Source organism: Cupriavidus phytohabitans, from assembly GCF_000426345.1.
In the GTDB taxonomy this organism is placed as follows: Bacteria; Pseudomonadota; Gammaproteobacteria; order Burkholderiales; family Burkholderiaceae; genus Cupriavidus.
The window spans coordinates 12592-36123 of sequence record NZ_AUFE01000050.1 but is presented as its reverse complement, the minus strand read 5'-3'; the positions used below and the strand labels follow the sequence as shown (position 1 = coordinate 36123).

Below are 23532 nucleotides of genomic sequence, written 5' to 3'. Positions count from 1 at the left end.
ATTCGGCTCCTGCCATCGGTTGGCGTCCGGGTAGGCGGACTCAAGTTGCCTTGCGGCGGACCCCTGGCGCGATGCGAACTCCATGCCAGCAGAACGGCGCTTTTGCGGCGCGGCGCGCGGGCAGGGGAGCGGCCGTGCCGAAGCCTTGTTACAAGGGCGATTGTAGAAAGTACTGCCCGGCATGCGGCGCCCCGCGCATGCGATACCGCACACTACGCGCGCGTCCTGCGCGTGCATGGCTATGCCGCGCGCGGCCCGCGGGCGCCCGGGTCGACCTGCCACGGCGCGCCGCTGGCGCGGTGCAGCAGCCGCACCGGCACCGCCTCGACGTTCCAGATGCGCTCGCAGTACTCGCGGATGGCTCGGTCCGACGAAAAACGGCCGGAACGCGCACACGACAACACCGACATGCGCTGCCAGCGATCCGGGTCGGCATAGGCGTCGGAGACGATCTGCTGGCATTCGGCATAGGAAGCGAAGTCCGCCAGCAGCAGGTAGGGATCATGCCCCGCCTGGGGATCGAACAGCGGCCGGAACAGCGCCGGATCGCCGCGCGAGAAAAACCCCTGCTGCACCAGGTCGATCACCGCGCGCAGTTGCGGGTTGCTGTGGTAATAGGCGGCCGGGTCGTAGCCGCTCGCGCGCAGTGCGTAGACCTCGGGCGCGGTCAGCCCGAACGGGAAGAAGTTGTCGTTGCCGACGGCCTCGCGCAGCTCGATATTGGCGCCATCCATGGTGCCGATGTTGAGCACGCCGTTCATCGCGAACTTCATGTTGCCGGTGCCGGAGGCTTCCTTGCCCGCCAGCGAGATCTGCTCGGACAGGTCCGCCGCCGGATAGATGCGCTGGCCGTAGGTGACATTGAAGTTGGGCAGGAACACCACCTTGAGCCGGTCGCGCACCTGCGGGTCACGGTTGATCACGTCGGCGACCGAGGTGATGAAGCGGATCATCAGCTTGGCGTATTCGTAGCCCGGCGCGGCCTTGCCGCCGAACAGGAAGGTGCGCGGCTGGATCTCGGCGTGCGCGTCGGACTTGATGCGGTGGTACAGCGCGATCACGTGCAGCACCGCCAGATGCTGGCGCTTGTATTCGTGGATGCGCTTGACCATCACATCGAACATCGAGGTCGGGTCCACCACCACGCCGGTGATGTCGCGGATCAGCTGCGCCAGGTCTTCCTTGTTGGCGCGCCGCATCGCCTGCCATTGCTGGCGGAAGCCGGCATCGTCGGCATAGGGCTCGAGCACGCGGATCCGCTCCAGGTCGGAGATCCAGCCATCGCCGATCGCATCCGTCACCAGCCGCGTCAGCCTCGGGTTGGACAGCGCCAGCCAGCGCCGCGGCGTGACGCCGTTGGTGATGCTGGTGAATTTCTCCGGCCACATGGCGTAGAAGTCCTTGAGCACGTCTTCGCGCATCAGCTGCGAGTGCAGTTCGGCCACGCCGTTGATGGCATGGCTGCCGACGCAGGCCAGGTTGGCCATGCGCACATGGCGCTCGCCGTGCTCGTCGATCAGCGACAGCCGCGACAGCCGCGATTCGTCCCCGTAGAAGCGGATGCGCACCTCGTCGAGGAAGCGCGCGTTGATCTCCAGGATGATCTCCAGGTGACGCGGCAGCACGCGGCGGAACAGCGGCAGCGGCCAGCGCTCGAGCGCCTCGGGCAGCAGCGTGTGGTTGGTGTAGGCGAAGGCACGACAGGTGATATCCCAGGCCTGGTTCCATGGCAGGTCGTTTTCGTCGACCAGCAGCCGCATCAGTTCGGCGATGCCTACCGCCGGGTGCGTGTCGTTCAGCTGGACCGCGAACTTCTCGTGGAAGCGCGTCACCGGGATGCCGTCGACGGCCAGCAGCCGCAGCATGTCCTGCAGCGAGCAGGCGACGAAGAAGTACTGCTGTTCCAGCCGCAGCTCCTTGCCCTGGGTGGTCTCGTCGTTGGGGTAGAGCACCTTGGTCAGGTTTTCCGACGTCACCTTCTTGCTCACGGCGCCGAGGTAGTCGCCGCGGTTGAAGGTATGGAAGTCGAAGGCTTCGGTCGCATCGGCGCGCCACAGCCGCAGCGTGTTCACGGTGTTGACGCGGTAGCCCAGGATCGGCGAGTCGAAGGGCACGCCGGCCACGGTCTTGGCCGGCACCCAGCGCACGCGGTAGTGGCCGCGGTCGTCGGTGTAGTGCTCGGTGTGGCCGCCCAGGCGCACCTGCACCGCCCATTCGGAGCGCTGGATCTCCCACGGGTTGCCGTTGCGCAGCCAGGTATCGGTCTTCTCCACCTGCATGCCATCCATGATGGTCTGCTGGAAGATGCCGTACTCGTAACGGATGCCGTAGCCGAGCGCCGGGATCTCCAGCGTCGCCAGGGAATCCATGAAGCACGCCGCCAGCCGGCCCAGGCCGCCGTTGCCGAGCCCCGGCTCGACTTCCTGCTCCAGGATGCGCTCGAGGTCGAGTCCTGCCGCCGCCATGGCCTCGTTGACTTCGTCGAAGATGCCGAGGTTGACCAGGTTGTTGCCCAGGTGCGGCCCCATCAGGAATTCGGCCGACAGGTAGGCCACGGTGCGCGAAGGCTGGCCCAGGTAGGCTTCCGCGGTGCTGATCCAGCGCTGCACCAGGCGGTCGCGCACGGTATGCGCCGCAGCCTGGTAGAGGTCGTTCTGGCTGGCGTGGCCGGGCAGCTTGCCCTGGGTATGGAACACGTGGTCGAGGAACGCGCGGCGCAGGCTGGCGCCGGACAGGGCGGTACGGGTATCGTCGGCGTGCTCGGGCCGGATCACTTCCTTCATGGCGGAACCTCCTGCGCATGCTGGTGGGTCAAGCTTAGCGGATGGGGGACAAGTGCGCGCCCGGATCGCGGCGCGGGTGGGTTCGGCGCCACCCTGGCAGGCGGCACCGGCGGCTAGCCGCGCGGCGGCGGATGCCGGGTGCCGTGGCCGCCACTGCGGACGGCTTGCCGGATCGAATGCGCCCGGTCGCGCAGCGCCGGCGCGTCGGCCAGCGTGCGCACGTCGGGGTCGAGCCGGCGCTGCCAGTTGGGATGGACGCTGGTGGTGCCGGGCAGGTTGGGCTGCTCGAACTCGCCCAGCAGGTCTTCCAGCGGCACCACGCGCATGGCGGTGCGGGCGGTGCCCAGCCAGGCCAGCACGGCATCCAGCGGCGCGTGCGCGGGGTCGGGTTCGGGGCCGTGGCACAGCCCGGCCTGGTTCAGCGCCTGCCACAGCGCGCTGCGCTCGCGGGCGCGGCCTGCCTGCGCCTGCGCCAGGGTTGCGCCGGGCGCGAGCAGCTTCAGCCGGTCGCGCCAGTCGAGGTCGCGTCCGGCCCACCAGCCGGCAACGGTGGGCAGGTCGTGCGTGGAAGTGGTGGCGATGGCTTCGGGCGGCCACTGCGCGGGCGGCTGGAACGGCGCCGGATCGGCCTCGATGGCCGGATCGGCCGCCTCTGCGGCCGCCTTCACTTCCTCGCGCTGGAACCACAGCACGTCGATGCCGAGCACGCCGCGCGCGGCCAGCGCCGCGTTCAGCTCGGGGGGAACCGTGCCAAGGTTCTCGCCGATGATGATGGCGCGGTGCCGCCAGGATTCCAGCGCCACCAGCCGCAGCAGGTCTTTGAGCGGGTAGCGCAGGTAGGCGCCGTCGCTGGCGGACGCGCCCGCGGGCACCAGCCACATACGTGCCAGCCCCAGGACGTGGTCGATGCGCAGCCCGCCGCAATGGGAAAGGTTGGCGCGCAGCATCTCCAGGAAGGCGGCATAGCCTTGCCGGCGCAGGCCGCGCGGCGAGAACACCGCCACGCCCCAGTCCTGGCCAAGCGGGTTGTACACGTCCGGCGGCGCGCCGGCATGGAAGCCGGCCAGGATTTCCTGCTGTCGTGTCCACGCCTGGCTGCCGCCCGGGTCGGCGCCGACGGCCAGGTCGCAGACCACGCCCACCGCCATCCCGGCGTCGCGCGCGGCGCGCTGCGCACGTGCCATGCCATCGGCGGCGAGCCATTGCAGGAAGGCGTGAAAGGCCACGTCGTCGGCGTGGTCGCGGGCGAAGGCCGCCACCGCGGCATCAGCGGGCGAGCGCAGCGTGACTGGCCAGCAGCGCCAGTCCGGCGCCGCAGCGTGGTTCATGCCGTTGCTGGCCGTGGCGAGCCGCTGCGCCTGGATCGCTTCATAGCAGGCATGCGCATGCAGTGCCGTGCCGCCGCGGGCACGGAAGGCGGCGCAGTCGTCCAGCACCGTGCGCGGCAGCAGGGTCTCGCGCCGCTGCCAGAGCCAGTGCAGCACGGCGTAGCGCAATGGCGCCAGCGTGAGCCAGTCGATCTCAGTGAGCGCTTCGAGCGCCGCCAGCTGCTCGCCGATGCCGAGCGCCGCGATGGCAGAGTCCAGCGCCTGCTGGCCGAACATCGCGGCGGGATCGGCGTACAGCGGGTTCAGGAACAGCCGGCTGGAGGGCGCGTACGGGCTGTAGCGCTGCGGCAGCGCTGCAAAGCCGGCGTGCAGCGGATTGATCGCGACCGCGTCGGCGTGCAGGGCGGCGGCGCTGGTGCAGCACTGGGCCAGCGCGGTCAGGTCACCCATGCCGCAGTCGGCGCCGCGGCGCAGGCTGTAGAGCTGCACCGCCAGGCCCCATGGGCGTGCGCCGGCGCCGGCGGCAGTGCGGCCGGCATGACGCAGCGCGTCCGCTACGCCGTAGCAGCGCGCAGGTGCCACCGACAGCACCGTTTGCGCATCGCCCAGTTCAAGCCGGTGGTAGCCGCAGACGTCGACCGGGGGCAGCAGCATGGCGCCGGCCGGATCGCCGCCCGCGTGTGGCGCGCGCACCGCGGTGCCGGTCACGATGGCGCCGTCTTCGAGCGTCAGCCGGTACGCGCGCTGCGGCAGCGTGTGCGGCCACGGCACCGCCACGGGCTGGCCGCGTTCGGCGGTGACCAGCGGCGGCAGCGCGTGGGCGGCATCATCGGCCGCGAGCCAGGCGTGCGAGGCCTCGCACTGGCCGGCGGTGGAGCAGGGCAGGCCAAGGCCGTCCAGCACGCGCCGCAGCGCGTCGTCGGACACGGTCCGGGGCTGGTCCCAGGCATCCGTCCAATGCGGCTGCAGGTCAGCGCGCAGCGCCAGCTTCTGCAGTGGCGTTGGAGGCGGCGCGGCGCTGCGGTGCATGCGTCGGGTCATTCCTGTGTCTCCTGCGGCGCCCCCAGCGGCGGGCTTTCCTGGTGCGGGCTCTCGCGGCTGCGCGCGGGGGCAGCCAGCAGCACCAGCGAATGCCCCGGCACCATTTGGCTTTCGCCCACCGTTTCGCCGGCAAGCTCGGATTCGGTGGCTTCGGGCCGGCTGCTGTCGAACAGCAGGGTCCAGGCCAGCCTGGGCTCCGGCAGCAGGAACGACGCGTCGGCCTCGCCGGCGTTGAGCAGCAGCAGCGTCACTTGCACGGTGCGCGCATCGTCCCCCTCCGCCTCTTCTTCCGGCAGCGAGCCCAGTTGCGGGCGCTCGGGTTGCGGCGGCGGGGCAGCGCGGCGCAGCGCCAGCGTGCGGATTTCGGGGTCGGCCCATTCCTCGGGCGTGGGCGGATTGCCGTCGGTATCGAACCACGCAATATCGGCGATGCCGCGCGCCGGCTCGTGCCGCCCATGGGCAAAGCGGTCGCCGGTGAGCGCGTGCAGCCGCCGGCGCAGCGCAAGCAGGCGCCGGACCATGTGCTGCAGCGGCTGCGCACCAGGCGTCTGGGCCTGCTTCCAGTCCAGCCACGAGATCTCGTTGTCCTGGCAGTAGGCGTTGTTGTTGCCATGCTGGGTGCGGCCCCATTCGTCGCCGGCGGTCAGCATCGGCGTGCCTTGCGCGAGCAGCAGCGTGGCCATCAGTGCCTGCGCCACGCGGCTGCGGCGCTCCAGGATTTCCGGATCGTCGGTCGGGCCTTCAATGCTGCCGTCCGGGCTCCAGTTGGCGCTGGCGTTGTCATCGGTGCCGTCGCGGTTGTCCTCGCCGTTCGCCTCGTTGTGCTTGGTGCTGTAGCTGGCCAGGTCGGCCAGCGTAAAGCCGTCGTGCGCGGTGATGAAGTTGACGCTGGCCCACGGGCGCCTGTGGCGCCTGTCGAACAGGTCGGCCGAGGCCGCCAGCCGCGCGGCCAGTTCGCCGCGCTTGCCGGCATCGCCGCGCCAGAAGCGGCGCACGGCGTCGCGGAACTTGTCGTTCCACTCGGCAAAGCCGGGCGGGTGGTTGCCGAGCTGGTAGCCGCCGGGGCCCAGGTCCCACGGTTCCGAGATCAGCTTGACGCGGCTCAGCACCGGGTCCTGCATCAGCGCATCGAAGAAGCCCGAGCCCTGGTCGAAGCCGTTGCCCTCGCGCCCCAGCGTGCTGCCCAGGTCGAAACGGAAGCCATCGACGTGGTAGCACTCCACCCAGTAGCGCAGCGAGTCCATCACCATCTGCAGCACGCGCGGGTGCGACAGGTTGAGCGTGTTGCCGCAGCCAGTGTCGTTGATGTAGTGGCGCCCGTCGTGCGGCATCAGGCGGTAGTAGCTGGCGTTGTCCAGGCCGCGCCACGATACCGTCGGCCCCAGCTCGTTGCCCTCGCAGGTGTGGTTGTAGACTACGTCCAGGATCACTTCGATGCCGGCCGCATGCAGGCGCCGCATGGCCACCTTGCATTCCTGCAGCTGCCCGGTGCCCAGGTAGGCCGGTTCCGGGGCGAAGTAGGCCATGGTGTTGTAGCCCCAGTAATTGCGCAGCCCGCGCTCCAGCAGGAAGCGGTCCTGCAGGATGGCATGCACGGGCAGCAGCTCGACGGTGGTGATGCCCATCTGCACCAGGTGGTCGATAAAGCGCGGGTCGCACAGCGAGGCGAAAGAGCCGCGCAGGTTGGGCAGCAGGTCGTCGCGCAGCATCGACAGGCCACGCACATGGGCTTCATAGATGACGGTGGCAGGCCACGGCACCGCGGGCGGACGGTCGTCGCCCCAGTGGAAGCTTTCGTCGATCACCACGGCCTTGGGCATGCTCTGGGCGCTGTCCCGGCGGTCCGGTGTCAGGTCCCCGCGCGCGCTCTGCAGGCGGTAGCCGAATAGCGCGTCGGCCCAGCGCACCGGCCCGCTCAACTGGCGCGCGTACGGATCCAGCAGCAGCTTGTGCGGATTGAAACGGTGCCCGTGCGCGGGATCGTAGGGGCCGTGCGCGCGGTAGCCGTACAGCGTGCCGAGCGCGGCGTTGGGCAGGTAGCCGTGCCAGATCTCGTCGGTGCATTCCGGCAGCGGCAGGCGTGCCAGTTCCTTGCGGCCGCTCTCGGAGAACAGGCACAGGTCGATGCGCGAAGCATGCGCCGAGAACACCGCGAAGTTGACCCCCAGCCCGTCCCAGTGGGCGCCCATGGGGTAGGGCTTGCCCGGCAGCAGCCGGTCCGCGAAGGGTCGGGTCATGTCGTTGCGCCTTATTCACCCTCGGCATGCTCGAGCCGCAGCACCAGCGTGGCCAGCGGCGGCAGTGTCAGCGCGAGCGAGGCCGGCTGCCCGTGCGAGGGCACGTCCACCGCCGTCACCGTGCCGCCGTTGCCGACATTGCTGCCGCCATAACACTCGGCATCGGTGTTCAGGCATTCCCGCCAGGTGCCGGCAAAGGGCACGCCGACCCGGTAGCCCCGGCGCGGCACCGGCGTCATGTTGACCACCACCAGCACGACTTCGCGGCTGCCCGGCGCGGCGCGCCGCAGCCACGCAAACACGCTGTTGTGGTTGTCGTCGCCGACCACCCACTGGAAGCCCTCGGGGCTGTGGTCGAGCGCGTGCAGCGCCGGCAGCTCGCGGTAGAGCCGGTTCAGGTCGCGCACCAGCGCATGCATGCCGCGGTGCATGGGGTGGTCCAGCAGCGCCCAGTCGAGCTCGGCGTCGTGGTTCCATTCCTGCCACTGCGCCAGCTCGCCGCCCATGAACAGCAGCTTCTTGCCGGGATGGGTCCACATGAAGCCGTAGTAGGCGCGCAGGCCGGCAAAGCGCTGCCAGTTGTCGCCGGGCACCTTGCCAAGCATCGAGCCCTTGCCGTGCACGACCTCGTCGTGCGACAGCGGCAGCACGAAGGCCTCGGACCACGCATAGACCAGCCCGAAGGTCATGTCCTGGTGGTGCCAGGCGCGGTGTACCGGCTCATGCCCAAGGTAGCGCAGCGTGTCGTGCATCCAGCCCATGTTCCACTTGAAGTCGAAGCCCAGCCCGCCGCTGGCCACGCTGGCGGTGACGCCGGGCCAGGCGGTGGATTCCTCGGCGATGGTGAGCGTGCCGGGGCAGCGTTCATGGACCACGCTGTTGAGTTCGCGCAGAAACGCGACCGCCTCCAGGTTCTCGCGGCCGCCGTAGCGGTTCGGTACCCATTGCCCCGGCTCGCGGCTGTAGTCGCGGTAGAGCATGGAAGCGACCGCGTCGACGCGCAGCCCGTCGGCATGGAAGTGCTCCAGCCAGTGCAGCGCGCCGGCCAGCAGGAAGCCGCGCACCTCGTTGCGGCCGAGGTTGTAGATCAGCGTGTTCCAGTCCTGGTGGAAGCCTTCGCGCGGATCCATGTGCTCGTAGAGCGCGGTGCCGTCGAAGCGCGCGAGCCCGTGCGGGTCGGTCGGGAAATGCGCCGGCACCCAGTCCAGGATCACGCCGATGCCGGCCTGGTGGCAGCGGTCGACGAAGGCGGCGAAGGCCTGGGGCGGCCCCAGCCGCGCGGTCGGCGCATACAGCGACAGCGGCTGGTAGCCCCACGAGCCGCCAAAGGGGTGTTCGGTAATGGGCAGCAGTTCGATATGCGTGAAGCCGAGCTCCTGCACGTACGGCACCAGCCGCTCGGCCAGGATGTCCCAGCCGTGGCGGCTGTCGTTGGCGGCGCGCAGCCAGGAGCCGACATGGACTTCGTAGACCGACATCGGCAGGGCGTAAGGATCGGCGGCCCTGCGGCGCGCCATCCAGTCGTCGTCGTGCCATTCGAACGGCGGCGCGCCCTTGCCCGGCGCGGTGACGACCGAGGCGGTCTCCGGCGGCGCTTCGGTGGCGAGCGCGAGCGGGTCGGCCTTGTCGGGCAGCTCGGTGCCGTCCGGGTCGAGCAGGTCGTACTTGTAGCGGCTGCCGGGCTCGGCGCCCAGTGCGGCCGGCACGAACAGCTCCCAGATGCCGCTGGGATGGCGCAGCCGCATCGGATGGCGCGCCTGGTGCCAGCCGTTGAATTCGCCGATCACGGACACGCGCCGCGCGTTCGGCGCCCACACCGCGAAGCGCACACCGTCGATGCCGTCCACACGCTGCCATTGCGCGCCCAGGCACTCGCCCAGCTCGAAGTGGCGGCCCTCGGCAATCAGGTGCAGATCCAGTTCGCCCAGCAGCAGGTTGAAGGCATACGGGTCGGCGCTGCACTGCTCGGTGCCGTCCGGCCAGGTCACGCGGATGCGATAGTCCGACGCCGTGGCGCGGCCCGCGTTGCCGGGCAGGCGCGCAGCGAAGATGCCGCCGGGGTGCAGCCGTTCCATCTCGGCCAGCGTGGCGCCATCGGCAGAGGCCAACTGCGCTGCCACGGCGCCGGGCAGGCAGGCGCGCACCAGCAGCCCGTCGCCGTCGGAGTGGGGGCCCAGCACCGCGAACGGGTCGTGGTGGCGCGCGCCCAGCAGCGCGTCGAGTTCGTGGCCCGGCAGCATGCCGGTGCCCGGCGCGCCGCGCGTTGCCGCGGTCGGGGGGCTCATGGCTGGCCTCCCGGCCGCGCCAGCAGCTTGCGCAGCAGGCGTGCCAGCCCGCTGACCGGCAGGTCGATCCACGCCACCCGGTTGGCGGCTTCGTAGTCGACCTCGTAGGCGGCGCGTTCAAGCAGGAACAGGTCCAGCAGCGGCTGCAACTGGCCCGGGTCGACCCAGGCAGCGGGCGATGCCTCCATATGCTGGCGGTAGCAATTCAGGAAGGCCTCGTTGGCGGTGGCGCGGAAGCGCTCGAGCAGCAGCGCGCGGCGTTCCGCCAGCTGCGGCGGCAGCTCGGTGTGGGTGCGTTCCTGGCGGTCGGTGCCGACCGTGGCGGCGGCATAATCCAGCGAGCGCAGCAATCCGGCCACGTCGCGCAGCGGCGAGGTCTTGCGCCGGCGCCAGTCCAGCGGCATGCCCGGCTCGCCCTCGAAATCGACCAGGTAGGTGTCGTTTTGCGCGATCAGCACCTGGCCAAGGTGGAAGTCGCCGTGGAAGCGCGTCCGCAGGCTGCCGGGCGCGGCCATGGCCAGTTGTTCGACCAGCGCGGGCAGTGCGCCGTGCGCGGCCAACAGTGTCTGCGCGTCGGCTTCGAACGCCGGCTGCACCGAGCCCTGGACGCTGTCGGCGCGCTTGCCGACCAGCGCCAGCGCGCGGTGCAGCGCCTGCAGCGCCTGCGCCGCCCAGTCGCGCGCATCGGCCTCGGTGGCGGGCACCGGCGCAAAAGCCTCGTCGTCGGTCGGGCGCGCCAGCACCGCATGCAGCTCGGCCAGGCGCCGCCCCAGCGTGCCCGCCAGCGCCGCGTAGCCGGTCATGGCCTCGGCGAACTCGGCCTCGCTTTCCTGCGCCGGCAGCGCATCGTCGATGGCGCGGCCCAGGTAGTCCAGGGTCCAGTCCCAGCCGTTGCCCTGGTTCAGGATATAGCCCTGCAGCAGCATCAGCGTATGCGGCACGCCGTCGGCGCCGGTGCGTACGACCTCGCCCAGCAGCGGGGCCGAGTGCGCATAGCCCCGCGCGGTCAGATAGCGCGTCATCTCGGCCTCGGGATGGATGCCGCCGGATAGCCGCCGCACCAGCTTGAGCACCGCGGTGTTGTTGTACGACAGCGAACTGTTCGACTGCTCGGCCGACATCCACTCGATCGGGTCGCGCTCCAGCTCCAGCGCTGCCAGTCCGGGCTCGGCGCGGAAACGGATCCGGTCCGGTCCGGCCTGCAGCTCCGCGCCCCGGCGCAGCGCCTGCACCACCTCGCGCGCGAACGGCTCGACCACGAAGCCGTCGGTGGCCAGCCCCACGCGGCTGCCCTGGCGCACACGCGCCATCGACAGCCCGTGCGCCAGCTGCGACACGCTGTCGGCGCTTTCGCGGTCCCACAGGATGCCGACCGGCAACTGGTAACGCTCGGTGCGGCCGGACAACGCCACCTCGACTTCGCCAAGGTAGACATCCTCGCCGCTGCTGCCGCGCGTGAACGGCAGCAGGTACGCCATGCCGACGCGCTCGATACGCTCGTGCTTGCTGCCGAACCAGCGGCGGCGGCTGATGTAGTGGGGCAGCACCTCGGTGGCCAGGGCACGGCGCGACGCATCGGTCAGTTCGGGGCGGCCGATGTTCTGCATCACAAGGGTGATCTGGTCTGGCATCTGCTCAGGCGCTTCCACATGCCATGACGGCGGCTGTGCCTCCTCGCTCAGTACGAACCAGTAGAAGCCATAGGGCGGCAGTGTCAGCAGGTAGGTCAGCGTGCCGATCGCGGGGAAAGGCGTGGCGCCCATCATTTCGACCGGCACTCGGCCGTTGAACGCGGACAGATCCAGCTCGACGGCCTGCGGGGCGCGCGACAGGTTGGCCACGCACAGGATGTGCTCGCCCTCGTGCTCGCGCAGGTACGCCAGGATCTTGCGGTTGCCGGGGAACAGGAAGCGCAGCGTGCCGCGGCCGAAGGCGCGGTGCTTGCGCCGCAGCGCCAGCATGCGTCGCATCCAGTTGAGCTGCGAATGCGGGTCGCGCGTCTGCGCCTCGACGTTGACGGCCTCATAGCCGTACAGCGGTCCCTGCAGCGGCGGCAGGACCAGCCGCTCGGGATCGGCGTGCGAGAAGCCGCCGTTGCGGTCGGGCGACCACTGCATCGGCGTGCGCACACCGTCGCGGTCGCCCAGGTGGATGTTGTCGCCCATCCCGATCTCGTCGCCGTAGTAGATCACCGGCGTGCCCGGCATCGAGAACAGCAGGCTGTTCATCAGCTCGATGCGGCGCCGGTCGCGCTCCATCAGCGGCGCCAGCCGGCGGCGGATGCCGAGGTTGATGCGCGCGCGCCGGTCGGACGCATAGACCTCCCACAGGTAGTCGCGCTCGCTGCTGGTCACCATTTCCAATGTCAGCTCGTCATGGTTGCGCAGGAAGATCGCCCACTGGCAGTTGGGCGGCACCTCCGGCGTCTGGCGCATGATGTCGGTGATCGGGAAGCGGTCTTCGCGCGCGATCGCCATGTACATGCGCGGCATCAGCGGGAAGTGGAAGGCCATGTGGCATTCGTCGCCTTCGGGCTCGGGGCCGGTCAGGCCGAAGTACTGCTGCGCGTCTTCCGGCCACATGTTGGCTTCGGCCAACAGCATGCGCCCGCGGAAGTGCTGGTCGAGGTAGGCGCGGATATTGCGGATGACCGCGTGGGTCTCGGGCAGGTTCTCGTTGCTGGTGCCCTCGCGCTCGACCAGGTACGGCACCGCGTCCAGCCGCAGCCCGTCGATGCCCATGTCCAGCCAGAAGCGCATGACCGACAGCACCTCGTTGAGCACCTGCGGGTTATCGAAGTTCAGGTCGGGCTGGTGCGAGTAGAAGCGGTGCCAGAAGTAGGCGCCGGCGACCGGGTCCCAGCTCCAGTTGGATTTCTCGGTATCGCAGAAGATGATGCGCGTGCCGGCATAGGCCTGGTCGTGGTCAGACCAGACGTAGTAGCGGCGCGCGGCGGAGCCTGGCTTGGCCTTCCGCGCGCGCTGGAACCACGGGTGCTGGTCCGAAGTGTGGTTGATCACCAGCTCGGTGATCACGCGCAGCCCGCGCGCATGCGCCGCGGCGATAAAGCGGCGCGCCTCGGCCAGCGTGCCGTAGTCGGGATGGACGTTGCGGTAGTCGGCGATGTCGTAGCCGTCGTCGCGGCGCGGCGACGGGTAGAACGGCAGCAGCCAGATGGTGTCGACGCCAAGGTTCACCAGGTAGTCGAGCTTGGCCAGCAACCCGGCGAAATCGCCCACGCCGTCGCCGTTGGCATCGAAGAACGACTTGATGTGCAGCTGGTAGATGACCGCGTCCTTGTACCAGAGCGGGTCGGCATTGAGCAGCGCGGCGCTGGCGGTTTCGGTGAGGCGTTTCATCGTGTCTCCACGTATGCCGGTCAGGCGCCATGCGGGTCGGCCGATGCCGGGGCGGCGGCGGGGCGCGGCGCCGGCCGGTCCAGCGGGCGCACGTGCCACACCGCGAAGGGCAGTTGCTCGGGGTCGAGGCGGATGCGCTGGTGCTTGCCCTGCAGCTCGAAACGCTGGCCGCGCATCAGGTCGTGCACGGCCACGCGCGCATGGTCGGACAGGCCCCATTCCCATAGCGGCAGTTCGATATCGGCCTCGTGCGCATTGTGCGGGTCCAGGTTGATCGCGGCCAGCAGTACGTCGTCGCCGAACAGGTAGTCGCTGCCCGGGATGAAGCGCGCGAACCACAGCACGGCATTGCTGCCGGCGTGGTAGAAGCGCAGTCCCAGGTGGCTCTGCAGCGCGGGGTGGCCGGCGCGGATTTCGTTCAGGCGCGAGATCTCGGCGACGATGTTGCCGCTCTGGTGCCAGTCACGGGCGCGCAACTGGTATTTCTCGGAGTCGAGGTATTCCTCGCGCACTTTGCCGTCGAGCACAAAGGGCGCGCTCTCGCACAGCTCGAAGCCGTTGTACATGCCCCACAGGCCCGACAGCAGCGTGGCCAGCGCGGCGCGGATCAGGAATGCGGGGCGGCCGCCGTGGTGCAGGAAGTAGGGGTTGATGTCCGGCGTATTGACGAAGAAGTGCGGGCGGAAGAATTCGCGCAGCGGGCCCTGCGTCAGCTCGGTCAGGTACTCGGTCAGCTCCCACTTGGTATTGCGCCAGGTGAAGTAGGTGTATGACTGGCTGAATCCCAGCTTGGCGAGCCGTGCCATCATCTTCGGCCGCGTGAAGGCCTCGGCCAGGAAGATGGTGTCCGGGTGGCGCGCGCGCACGCCGGCGATCATCCATTCCCAGAACGGCAGCGGCTTGGTATGCGGGTTGTCGACGCGGAAGATGCGCACGCCGTGATCCGCCCAGAACATCACCACGTCGCGCAGGGCCTGCCACAGCGCGGCGCCGGCGGGTGGCACGGCGTAGAAGTCGACGTTGACGATGTCCTCGTACTTCTTCGGCGGGTTCTCGGCGTAGCGCAGCGAGCCGTCGGGGCGGTGCGCGAACCATTCGGGATGGTCTTTCAGCCACGGGTGGTCGGGCGAGCACTGGATCGCGAAGTCGAGCGCGATCTCGAGCCCGTGCGCGGCCGCGGCGCCGCACAGCCGGCGGAAGTCGTCGAACGTGCCCAGCTCGGGGTGCAAGGCATCGTGCCCGCCTTCCTCGCCGCCGATGGCATAGGGGCTGCCCGGTTCGCCGGGCTCGGCGCGCAGGCTGTTGTTGCGGCCCTTGCGGTGGGTGCGGCCGATCGGGTGGATAGGCGTGAAGTAGAGCACGTCGAAGCCCATCGCGCGGATGGCAGGCAGCCGCGCGATGACATCGTCGAAGGTGCCGTGGCGCTGCTCGTCGTTGCTTTGCGAGCGCGGGAACAGCTCGTACCAGCTGGCGTAGCGGGCGGCGAGGCGGTCGGCTTCCACCGGCAGCGCCACCGGGTGGCGCGAGACGAACTGGCGGCCGGCCGGCGTGGCCATGTGGGCCTGCATGGCGGCGGCGGTGCGTGGCGACAGCAGGATCTCCAGGCGTTGCTCGTCGTCGCGCGCGGCAGCGGTCAGTTCATCGACGATGGCCGACAGTTCGCTGTCCGAGGCGGGCTCATGGACGCTTTTCCTGCCATTGCCTTTCCTCGCGTTGTTGCCATGCCTGGCGGCGGGCGGCAGCAGGGCGTCGGCAATCAGCCGGGCGCCTTCCTCGATTTCGAGGCTGACGTTGAGGCCGGCGGCGCGCTTCTTGCCGATTTCGTCGAGCCAGCTGGCATAGGCATCGCGCCACGCTTCGACCGTGAACTCATGCCGACCCAGCGCCACCAGCGGGAAGCTGCCTTGCCAGCGGTCGTTGACCACGGGGAGCAGCGGCGCTTCGTGCCAGTCGGTCTCGCCGGGGGCGCGCCACAGCACCGCGGCGGCAAGCTTGTCGTGCCCGTCCATCCAGATATCGGCGCTGACTTCCACGCGTTCGCCCACCACGCGCCGCACCGCGAAGCGGCCGTCGTCGCAGGCGGGCTCGACCCGCTCGATGGCGATGCGCGGGGCTTCCATGGCGGCGACCACGCTGCCCAGCCCGGTCGCGGAAAGGGTTTCGTGTCCGTGCGGCGCGCTGGCATCGGCGCGCGGCATGCCGGGCCGGGTCAGCGGCACCGGCGGCGCTTCAAACAGGCGGATGTCGGCGGGTGCCAGCGTGATCGAGCCCAACGCGTCGAGCCGGTGGTAGGCGTCGAGCGTGCCGCCGGGTCCGCCCGGCGTGGCTTCGAGATGGGCGCTGGCATGCGGCAGCGCGCTCAGCACGCGGTCGGCACCGAGCGTGCCGGGCGCCATCGGGTCGGGATTGACCACCACCGTCAACGCCGGGGCGCCATCGGGCTCGGCAAAGCCGTTGCCTGCGGCGGGATCCGCGCACAGGCTGTTCGGTGCGGGCAGGCGCGCCAGCGCCGTCAGCGGTGCCCCCGGCCCGCTCAGCAGCCGCACCTCCAGCGCCGGCGCGGGGTCGCGCGAGGCGAGCCACGTGGTCGCCTCGAGCAGTTCGTGCGTGATGTCGTAAGGTGCCCCTTCCTGGCCTGCGCCAGCCGGTGCGAGCGGGTCGCGCGCCAGCGCCCCGCCGGTCTCGAAGCCGGCCGGCACCAGGATGCCGTCGCCGATCGCGGCAGCGGTCCACAGCGCGCGGCGTGCGCTCAGCGCATCCTGGCTGGCAGGCGTCAGCGCCGGGGCCGCCAGCACGTGGCCGAAGCGGCGCAACCGTGCGATTTCTTCGGTCAGCCAGGCGCTGCGGAAGTCCCACCACGGCAGCGAGCAGAAGGCGCCATCAAAGCCGGCAGGGGCAAGGTCGTCCAGCTGTGCGGGGGTCAGGCCGGGCGTCCACGCCAGCAGGCGCGGCGTGCCGCGCGCCTCGGGGGGCGCGGCGTCGTTGCGCAGCGCTTCTGCCAGCGCCGCCCAATGCCGGCCGGGCACGCGTGCCGGCGCGCGGCAGCAGAAGCCGGCCACGCCCGAGCCCCATGCCCGGCGCAGCCGCGCGGCCCACCATTGCACCAATGCCACGGCCACCTGCTGGTCATGCCAGCGCAGGCGTGCGCCGGGAATATGGTTGTCGGTTTCGTGGGGGGCGAAGGCGGGGGCGGCGGCGTCTATCCAGCCGGGATCGGCAGCGCGCTCCCCATCGGCGCTGTAGCGGTCCAGTGAGATGTCGAGCAGCGGCGCCAGCCCGTGCCGGGCGCACGCCGCCAGCGTGTCAGCCCCGGCCAGGTGCGGCCAGCCGCCGATCAGTACGTGGTCGAAGCCCAGTGCCGCCACGCGTTGCAAGGCGTGTTCGTCGGCGTCCGGGGTTCCGGTCAGGTCGATCTGGCAGATCCGCACAAAATCCTCCCACTGTTTGGCTCCGGCGGTGCAAAGACCCAAGCCCCCCGGCGCCACATGGCCAGCCGGCGGGGATGGCACATTCATGCGAAGTGCGTGCCAGCGCGCCCGCTCGATAGAAGATATGCGGCGGAGCCCCGCCATGCCAAAGGATTTCCGGCGAAAGGCAATGTGCGTCAAACGCTATCGCTTGTAAAAAGTACCGGGTACGCCATGCCCCATGGCAAGAAGCGGCCGCGGGCCTGGCACGCGGCGCGCACTCACAATGCCCGGTACGCTTCTTGCCCTCTGTCACCTATGTCACGAGGGACAAAACGGGGAGCGCGCATGGACTGGTGGCTGGAGGCTGCGCAATGGCCGGCGATGGTGGTGACGGTGCTGGCCACATGGCTGGTTGGATCGCGCTCCATCGGACGGCGCCGCGCCGGGTTCTGGGTGTTCCTGGCCAGCAACGTGCTATGGATCGCGTGGGGGTGGCACGGCGATGCCTATGCGCTGATCGTGCTGCAGCTGGCGCTGATCGGTATGAACCTGCGCGGCATGCGCGAAACACGCGTGGCCTGGCAAGCGGCATCGCGCCGGGCCTTTGGCACGGCCCGCGACAGCACTGGCAGCGCAGACGCCGAGCCACTATCCTTGTCCCGCGCCGACATGCGCCATGTCCAGGGCGCCCGCCAGCAACCGCCGGCCTCGGCCGGCCCCGATCGATGACTTCACGGGTCCGACCGCGGACCAGGCAGGTGTGCGATGGCAAAGAAGAAGATCCTGGTGCTCAACGCGCTGATCGCGGTCTCGCGCGAGGGCGAGCACGATTGCCGGCGCGCGGCTCGCGCCGCCGCCAATCCGCATCTCAAGTCGCTGCTGACCAGCCGCGCCAATGCCTTTGCGCTGGCTGCGCAGGAACTGCAGGCGTGCCTGCTGGAGCTCGGGCAGTTGCCAGAGGCGATGCCGGCCGAAGCATGCCGGGGCGGTGCTGGCAAGCACCGCTCGGACCGCGCCATCCTGCATGCGGTCAGCAAGGGCGAGCTGGCGGTGCAGCGGCGCTATGCGCGCGCGCTGCGGGCGCTCGCATTGGGCTCGCGCGTGCGGGCGGTAGTGCGGCGCCAGTATCGCGGCGTGCAGGTCAACCATGAGCTGTTCCGGGTGCTGCGCGAACACTGCCGGGACACTGTCGGGATCCCCCCACCATGCCCACTGCAGCTTCTGCCGACCTGCAAGCTTTCGAACACGCCGCGCGCCTGGTGTTGATGTACGGCCTCGTGCCGCTGTGGCTGCTCGCCGGCGCAGGGGACTGGCTGTGCCACCGGCTTACGCACATCGAGCGCAACGCCGGCGTGCGCGAATCGTTGCTGCACATGCTGATGCTGGCCGAGGTCGGCCTGCCGCTGCTGATGGTGCTGTTCCTGGAAGTCAATGCGCTGGTGATCGCCGTCGTGCTGGCGGCGCTGGTGCTCCACGAGGCCACGGCGTGGTGGGACGTGCAGTACGCGAGCAAGCGCCGCCATATCGCGCCGGTCGAGCAGCATATGCACAGCCTGCTCGAAGTCCTGCCGATGGCTGCGGCCTCATACGTGATGGTGATGCACTGGGGCCAGTTCCTGGCGCTGTTCGGCGCGGGCAGCGAACCGGCGCGCCTGGCGCTGGTGTGGAAGCCCACGCCGCTGCCGCCAGGCTATCTGGGCGGACTGCTTATCGCGGTCGCCTTGCTCGCCGGACTGCCATACCTGGAAGAACTGTGGCGCTGCCACCGCTGGCGCAAGCGCGAGCGGGAAGCCGCGCTGGCGCAGGCGACCCGGGCGCTGCGCGGGGATACCTGAGCAGCGCCCATCGGGCGGGAGCCCGTCCGCAGAAGCCCCGCTACGATTGCGCTCAACGCATGCGCAACGGCAATGCGCTACTGCTTGGTCGCCGGGTCCGGCGAGTCGCCCTTCGGGCCGCTCGGCGCATCGGCGGTCGGTGCGGCCGGCGCGCCCTGCTCACGAGGCTTCTTGCTGCGGGCGGTCTTGGCCTCCTTGCCGGTCGACTTGGACTTCTTGGCGGTGTCCTTGGTCGTGTCGGTCGGCGCCGTGGTCATGTCGGTGGCGGCCGGCTGGTTGCGCGAGGCGCCGGCGCCTTCGATCGGTGGCGCGCTTGGATTCGGCGCGGTAGGCGAGGCCGGCGCCTGTTGGGCGAAGGCCGGCAGGCAGAGCGCGGTGCCGACGACCAGTGCCGTGGTAGCGAGGGTGCGTTTCATGATGGTCTCCATTGCAAGACTACGTCGGTCGGGCCCAGGGCCCTGGGTTATGCCGTTGCGCCCGAGGGCGTGTCCGGCAATTCAGCCGCGCGCCGCGGTGCGGGTGCCTTCGCCGCGGCGCGCCAGTTCGTGGTAATGGCAGATCCGGGCCAGCGCCCAGTCCGCCGCGGCTTCCCGCACGGCATTGCGTTCGCCGGGGAAGCGCCGGGTTTCCGTGAACACCGCCACGCCCGCCGGCGCGGCCAGCACTTCGCGGTCCACATGGCCGGCATGGCCGGGTCGGCGGAAGACCCACGCAAAGCATTGCGTGCCGGCCGGGGTGTCACCGTCGCCGCCGTCGTCGGCCACGCCGGTGTTCGCCAGCGCCAGGTCGGCGCCGGTGAGCTGCATCGCGCCCAGTGCCATCGCCAGCGACACTTCTTCGCTGGTCAGCCCGTACCGGCGGATGGTTTCCGACGGCACGCGCAGCAACTGCTCCTTCGCCGATGGCGAATACGCGACGATCGAGCAATACAGGACATCGCCGCAGCCCGGCACCTCGGCGATGCGCGATGCAATGAGGCCAGCGGTACACGATTCCGCAGTCACCACCTGGATGCCGTGGCGCCTGAGGTAGCGGGCGATGCTGCGGTTATCGCCCGAGCCGGCGCTCGCGTCGCGTTGGGTCATTGCCGGGCACTCCGGCACGGTACGGCGGGATTCTTCTTCAGCGCCTCGTCCTCGCGCATCACATCGACCAGAATTTCCATCACATCCATGACGGCATCCGGAGTGGAATTGATGGCAGCGGCGGCAGTTTCCGTGCCAGTGCCGCCGCACCGGCGCCGCGCCGGCCAGCGGTCGTCGCAGCGTCGCGCAGGCGCCTCAAGCGAGGAAAAATGTACATGCAGCGCCGGCGGCGGCCTTGTAAAAGCTGCGTGGCCGCACCCGCTGCACTTGGCGGGCGGATGGTGGCGTCTATCTTGCATGTCCTGCATCGGCACCCACACCAGAGTCAAGAGTCGCATGGAGATACCTATGCCAGACCCGACGCACAAGCCGAACCAGCCGGCGCCGGATGCACCCCGCAAGCCGCGCTATCCCGGCGATCCCGCCGATGTCCGCAAGGGACAGGTGAGCGAGCCGCTGCCGCGCGAAACCTTCCGGCGGCGCTTCATGGCGCGCTTCACCGACCCTGCCTACCGTGACGAGGATGAAGCCCTGGCGCGGCTCGAGCGCATTGCGTGGGAGGCCTACCAGGAGGGCCGCAAGGCGCCGCTCAAGCACAGGGCCGGGCCCGGCTACGCCGATCCGGACTACGAGCTGTCCGACGAATGGCGCGCGGCCAGCGAGGCGGTGCGCGTGGCGCAGCAGCGGCAGGCCGACCCTGCCACACCCTCGCGGGTGCTGCTGGTCTGTGCCGCGGCGCGCAACGACTACACCTGCCCCGGCGAGATGTCCAAGTCCTGGCGACTCTCGCAGCGTGCGCGTGCAACGCTGGAAGCGGAGGGCATGGAAGCCGATATGCTCGACCTGAGCCTGCTTGCGTCCGATGCCGACTTGCGCATCCATCCGTGCAAGGGCTGCGTCTCGACGTCGATGCCGCTATGCCACTGGCCCTGCAGCTGCTACCCCAACCATGCGCTCGGCCAGATCAACGACTGGATGAACGACATCTATCCGCGCTGGGCCGGCTGCCATGGCGTGCTGATCGTCACGCCGGTCTACTGGTACCAGGCCAGCAGCCCGCTGAAGCTGATGATGGACAGGCTGGTCTGTGCCGATGGCGGCAACCCGGATCCGACCAGCACGCAGGGCAAGGACGTGGTGCGAGCCAAGTCGATCGAACTGGCGGGGTGGGACTATCCCAAGCATCTGGCAGGCCGTACCTATGGGCTGGTGGTCCACGGCGACGTGGCCGGCATCGAAGGCGTGCGCCGCGCGCTGTCCGACTGGCTCGACTGGATGGGCCTGGTCGATGCCGGCCCGCAGGCGCGGCTGGATCGGTTTATCGGCTACTACAAGCCATATGCCACCAGCCATGTGGAATCGGACGAGGATGAAGGCGTGCTTGGCGAGGTGGATAACGTGGCGCGTGCGCTGGCATGCGCGGTGCGGCAGTTGCGCGCCGGCAAGCTCAGCCAGCCCGACCGCGGCCTGGTGCCGCCGCGGCAGAAATAGCGGTACGGCAGATAGCAGTACGGCAGACAGCGGTACTGCAGATAGCGGCGCTGCAGATACCGGCACGGCAAGCGGAGACGACAATGGACCGAAGAGACAACTGGCGCGGACAACCGTGGCACGAAAGCGCCGTGCCCGAAACCGACATGCGCAGCCATTACGTAGGTGCCTATGGCGTCTATGACTATGACAAGCCGGTGAAGCCCGGCGAATTCGGCGGCACGCACGGCCGGCAGCCCGGCAGCGCGTCAGACGCACGCGCCGGGCAAGCGCCGCGCGGGCGTGATCCTTACCGCCAATTCACCGGCTACAACGAGCGCATGGACCTGTATCGCGGCGGCCCGCGCCCGGTACGTCCGGTAGGTCCGCGCAACTACCAGCGCAGCGATGCGCGCATCCTCGAGGACCTGTGCGAGCAGCTCACGCGCAGCGCCCGGCTTGAGGTGGAAGACGTCGAGGTGCGGGTGGAGCAAGGCGTGGTCACGCTGGAGGGCTGCGTGCCCCATCGCCAGCAGAAGTACCGGATCGAAGATATCGCGGACGAGATCTACGGCGTCACGGAGGTGGTGAACCACCTGCGCGTGGCGCGGGGCGAGGCTACGGCTGCGCATCCGGGCCATGGCATGCGCATGTACTGACGCCGGGGGCCACGCATGCAGGATTCTTCCAATACGCCGCCAGCCAATCCGCGCGGCACTGCTGTCACCGCCGCTGACGTCGAACTGCAGGCCGCGCTGTGCGCGCGGCTGTGGGACAGCGGCCTCGATGTCAGCGAGATCGCGCTGAACGTCTCGAACGGGCGCGTCACCATCGAAGGCGCGGTCGGCACGCAGGCGGCTCGTGCGGCGATCGAGGCGTGCATCCGCGCGGCCGGCGGCGCGCGAGAGGTCGTCAACCACGTCAGCGTGGCGCCGGACCGTACCGGCGGGTGAGGCGCAGGGGAGCGCCGCATGGCACGACTTTCGCATCGGCCAAGGCTTCGCGGCCGGCTGCCAAGGTGTTGGCCGGCTATCCACGGCAACAAGGAGAAACAAGGAGTTACTGCCATGAAGCACCTTGCAAGCTTTGCACTGGCCGTGCTGCTGAGTGTTCCGGCCTGGGCGCAGACCACGCGGCCGGGCGCCGACACCCGTGCGCCGGGGATGGCTGCGTCCGATGTCATTCCGGGGCAGGGCGATACGCGCCGCGCCACGCCGGCTACGCCTGCTTCCCCTGCTTCGCCTTCCACCAGCGGCGGCCGCGCAACACCGGCCACGCCCGCCATGCCGGCGTCGCCAGCGGTGAACGAGGGGCCGCAGTCTGCGCAGCGGTATGACTATCCGGCGTCGGAGCCGAAGGCTCCAAAATCCCGCAAATAGCCTCTGCTCTATAGTCCGGCCGGCCACGTTTCCGTCGGGCCCGGAGCCGGACTGGCCGGAAACGCCGGGACCGCACGCGAGCGGTCTAACCACAGCAGCGCGTCGAACTGCCGCGGCAGTGTCGCGCGCGCATAGTGGCTCTGCAATTCTGTTTCGGGCCGGTAGATGACCCCGATGAAGCGCTCCTGCCGCGGCGGCAGCAACGCGTTGCGGGCGTCGTCGAGCGCGCCGCCGCGCGCGCCCCGCAAGTCGAGCCAGCATTGCGCGTGCCCGGCCTGGTGGAACAGGTGTTCGTAGCTGTCGGGCCGGGTGCATGGTAGAACTCCGCGGTACCGTGCGTGCTTTCGCCCAGCAGTACCACCCGGTGCGTGGCAAGCGCTTCGGCCTGCACCGCGAGGGCATTGGCGAAGGGGCCGGAGAAGGGGCTCTGCGCGGGGGCGTCGACCCGAGGCAGCGGCACCGCCGCGGCTGCGATGGCGGCAGCTGACTTCAGGTCATTGTGGTCGTCCCGGTGCGGTGGCATCGATGCGCCTGCGCAGGGTTGGACGCCGGAAGCGTTATCCGGCGAGACGCGGTTTAGCCCGGTATGGTGCGCGGATCGTGGCCGAAGCTGTTGCGCGAGCGGATCTGGCCATCGCGGCCGTGGACCAGCAGTTCAACATGCTCGCGTTGCGCCTGCGTGGTCGCGACGGCGATGGCTTCTTCCTGGGTGGCGTGGTGGGATTCGGCGTAGCGAGCGCCTTCATGGATGACATCCCAGCCATCCCGATGCGGCACGACGTGTATGCTGGTGCCCATTTTGCTGTCTCCGTGACTGTCGATGCCTTTATTGTGGGCAATGTACGGCGGCTGTCTATCCGGCGCTGTCTGACAGCCCAGAGTGCGCGCGGAGGGCAGCAAGCCCGACTTTCTCGTTGAAATTTCTGGTTATTTGGCGCCCCTCTTGTAAGCTGGACTTGGATCGCATTAGAGGAGCGGACCATGCGTGCAAGATTTGCCAGGGGACTGACGCAGTCGCCGGTGACCGTGGTGGCCCGGGCGTTCGACGGAGAATCGGTCCGGGCACCCCAGATTGGTGACCTGGTGACGGTGTACAGCCAGGACCAGGACACCGAGTTCAATATCCGCCTGTGCGAGGCCGTCGAGCCCGGCCGCTGGCGCGGCGTGGTCTACGCGATCGGCCGCGGACAGGACGTGCTGGTGACGGCCGAAGGGCTGGAGATCGATGATGTGGTCGAGGTGATGCGCGAGGAGATCGCGCAGGTCATTCCCTGCGGCCGGTCCCACTGAACGCCGCACCCGCGCGGGTGCGGACATTCC

19 protein-coding genes are annotated in these 23532 nt (G+C 69.6%); 9 read left to right on the top strand and 10 right to left on the bottom strand.

Translation table 11 applies throughout. The annotated features are described in order from the left end of the window. Window positions 1-239: 239 nt before the first annotated feature. From K309_RS0126195 to K309_RS0126170, 6 genes are all read right to left on the bottom strand, one after another. Window positions 240-2783 (bottom strand): glycogen/starch/alpha-glucan phosphorylase, encoded by a 2544-nt coding sequence (locus tag K309_RS0126195; RefSeq protein WP_029049149.1) that lies wholly within the window; start codon window positions 2781-2783, stop codon window positions 240-242. 113 nt (window positions 2784-2896) lie between these two features. Further along, window positions 2897-5152 (bottom strand): 4-alpha-glucanotransferase, encoded by a 2256-nt coding sequence (gene malQ / locus K309_RS0126190; RefSeq protein ID WP_029049148.1) that lies wholly within the window; start codon window positions 5150-5152, stop codon window positions 2897-2899. Further along, window positions 5149-7389 carry a glycogen debranching protein GlgX gene (glgX, locus tag K309_RS0126185; RefSeq protein ID WP_029049147.1) on the bottom strand — a complete coding sequence of 747 codons (2241 nt, stop codon included), beginning with the start codon at window positions 7387-7389 and terminating at the stop codon, window positions 5149-5151. The genes malQ and glgX overlap by 4 nt, the downstream gene beginning before the upstream one ends. An 11-nt stretch (window positions 7390-7400) precedes the next feature. Beyond that, entirely contained in the window at window positions 7401-9674 is a 2274-nt protein-coding gene (gene glgB / locus K309_RS0126180; RefSeq protein WP_029049146.1) for a 1,4-alpha-glucan branching protein GlgB, read from the bottom strand. Further along, a complete protein-coding gene (treS, locus tag K309_RS0126175) occupies window positions 9671-13033 on the bottom strand; it encodes a maltose alpha-D-glucosyltransferase (RefSeq protein WP_029049145.1) in 3363 nt (1120 codons plus the stop codon). Before treS ends, glgB begins: the two co-directional genes overlap by 4 nt. 20 nt (window positions 13034-13053) lie before the next feature. Then, on the bottom strand, window positions 13054-16461 hold the full coding sequence (locus K309_RS0126170; RefSeq protein ID WP_029049144.1) for an alpha-1,4-glucan--maltose-1-phosphate maltosyltransferase: 3408 nt from the start codon (window positions 16459-16461) through the stop codon (window positions 13054-13056). A gap of 327 nt (window positions 16462-16788) precedes the next feature. Between K309_RS0126170 and K309_RS0126165 the strand changes: the two genes are divergently transcribed. From K309_RS0126165 to K309_RS0126155, 3 genes are read left to right on the top strand one after another with little or no spacing between them, the layout of a single operon-like run. Next, window positions 16789-17172, top strand: coding sequence for a hypothetical protein (locus K309_RS0126165; protein WP_029049143.1), 384 nt, complete (start codon window positions 16789-16791; stop codon window positions 17170-17172). A 36-nt stretch (window positions 17173-17208) separates the two neighbouring features. Next, window positions 17209-17709, top strand: a complete 501-nt coding sequence (locus K309_RS37490; RefSeq protein ID WP_084402553.1) for a PA2169 family four-helix-bundle protein — start codon at window positions 17209-17211, stop codon at window positions 17707-17709. Beyond that, window positions 17649-18278 (top strand): hypothetical protein, encoded by a 630-nt coding sequence (locus K309_RS0126155; RefSeq protein ID WP_051320612.1) that lies wholly within the window; start codon window positions 17649-17651, stop codon window positions 18276-18278. The genes K309_RS37490 and K309_RS0126155 overlap by 61 nt, the downstream gene beginning before the upstream one ends. Before the next feature lie 77 nt (window positions 18279-18355). On the opposite strand, the gene K309_RS0126150 is transcribed toward K309_RS0126155, so the two are convergent. Both K309_RS0126150 and K309_RS0126145 read right to left on the bottom strand, forming a co-directional pair. Then, window positions 18356-18694 (bottom strand): hypothetical protein, encoded by a 339-nt coding sequence (locus K309_RS0126150; protein WP_029049141.1) that lies wholly within the window; start codon window positions 18692-18694, stop codon window positions 18356-18358. An 81-nt stretch (window positions 18695-18775) separates the two neighbouring features. Continuing rightward, on the bottom strand, window positions 18776-19363 hold the full coding sequence (locus K309_RS0126145) for a CinA family protein (protein WP_029049140.1): 588 nt from the start codon (window positions 19361-19363) through the stop codon (window positions 18776-18778). A 348-nt stretch (window positions 19364-19711) separates the two neighbouring features. Here K309_RS0126145 and K309_RS0126135 point away from each other — a divergent pair, with 348 nt between their 5' ends. The 4 genes from K309_RS0126135 (at window position 19712) to K309_RS0126120 (ending at window position 22212) form a co-directional block, all read left to right on the top strand. Continuing rightward, the gene (locus K309_RS0126135) at window positions 19712-20854 is read left to right on the top strand and encodes a flavodoxin family protein (RefSeq protein WP_029049138.1); all 1143 of its coding nucleotides are present in this window, start codon (window positions 19712-19714) and stop codon (window positions 20852-20854) included. 83 nt (window positions 20855-20937) lie between these two features. After that, a complete protein-coding gene (locus K309_RS0126130; RefSeq protein WP_029049137.1) occupies window positions 20938-21492 on the top strand; it encodes a BON domain-containing protein in 555 nt (184 codons plus the stop codon). 15 nt (window positions 21493-21507) lie between these two features. Beyond that, window positions 21508-21786: a BON domain-containing protein gene (locus K309_RS0126125; RefSeq protein ID WP_029049136.1), complete on the top strand. Its 279-nt coding sequence runs from the start codon at window positions 21508-21510 to the stop codon at window positions 21784-21786. A 114-nt stretch (window positions 21787-21900) separates the two neighbouring features. Then, window positions 21901-22212 (top strand): hypothetical protein, encoded by a 312-nt coding sequence (locus tag K309_RS0126120; RefSeq protein WP_029049135.1) that lies wholly within the window; start codon window positions 21901-21903, stop codon window positions 22210-22212. Window positions 22213-22220: 8 nt separating this feature from the next. On the opposite strand, the gene K309_RS0126115 is transcribed toward K309_RS0126120, so the two are convergent. Further along, entirely contained in the window at window positions 22221-22499 is a 279-nt protein-coding gene (locus K309_RS0126115; RefSeq protein WP_084402552.1) for an erythromycin esterase family protein, read from the bottom strand. 26 nt (window positions 22500-22525) lie between these two features. Between K309_RS0126115 and K309_RS41955 the strand changes: the two genes are divergently transcribed. Next, on the top strand, window positions 22526-22699 hold the full coding sequence (locus K309_RS41955; RefSeq protein ID WP_156914454.1) for a hypothetical protein: 174 nt from the start codon (window positions 22526-22528) through the stop codon (window positions 22697-22699). A gap of 89 nt (window positions 22700-22788) precedes the next feature. Here the strand turns inward: K309_RS41955 and K309_RS0126105 are convergent, their stop codons facing one another. Further along, window positions 22789-23010, bottom strand: a complete 222-nt coding sequence (locus K309_RS0126105) for a DUF2188 domain-containing protein (RefSeq protein WP_029049133.1) — start codon at window positions 23008-23010, stop codon at window positions 22789-22791. Between the two features lie 183 nt (window positions 23011-23193). On the opposite strand from K309_RS0126105, the gene K309_RS0126100 reads away from it, so the two are divergent. After that, window positions 23194-23502 (top strand): hypothetical protein, encoded by a 309-nt coding sequence (locus K309_RS0126100; RefSeq protein WP_029049132.1) that lies wholly within the window; start codon window positions 23194-23196, stop codon window positions 23500-23502. The last annotated feature ends 30 nt before the right edge of the window (window positions 23503-23532 follow it).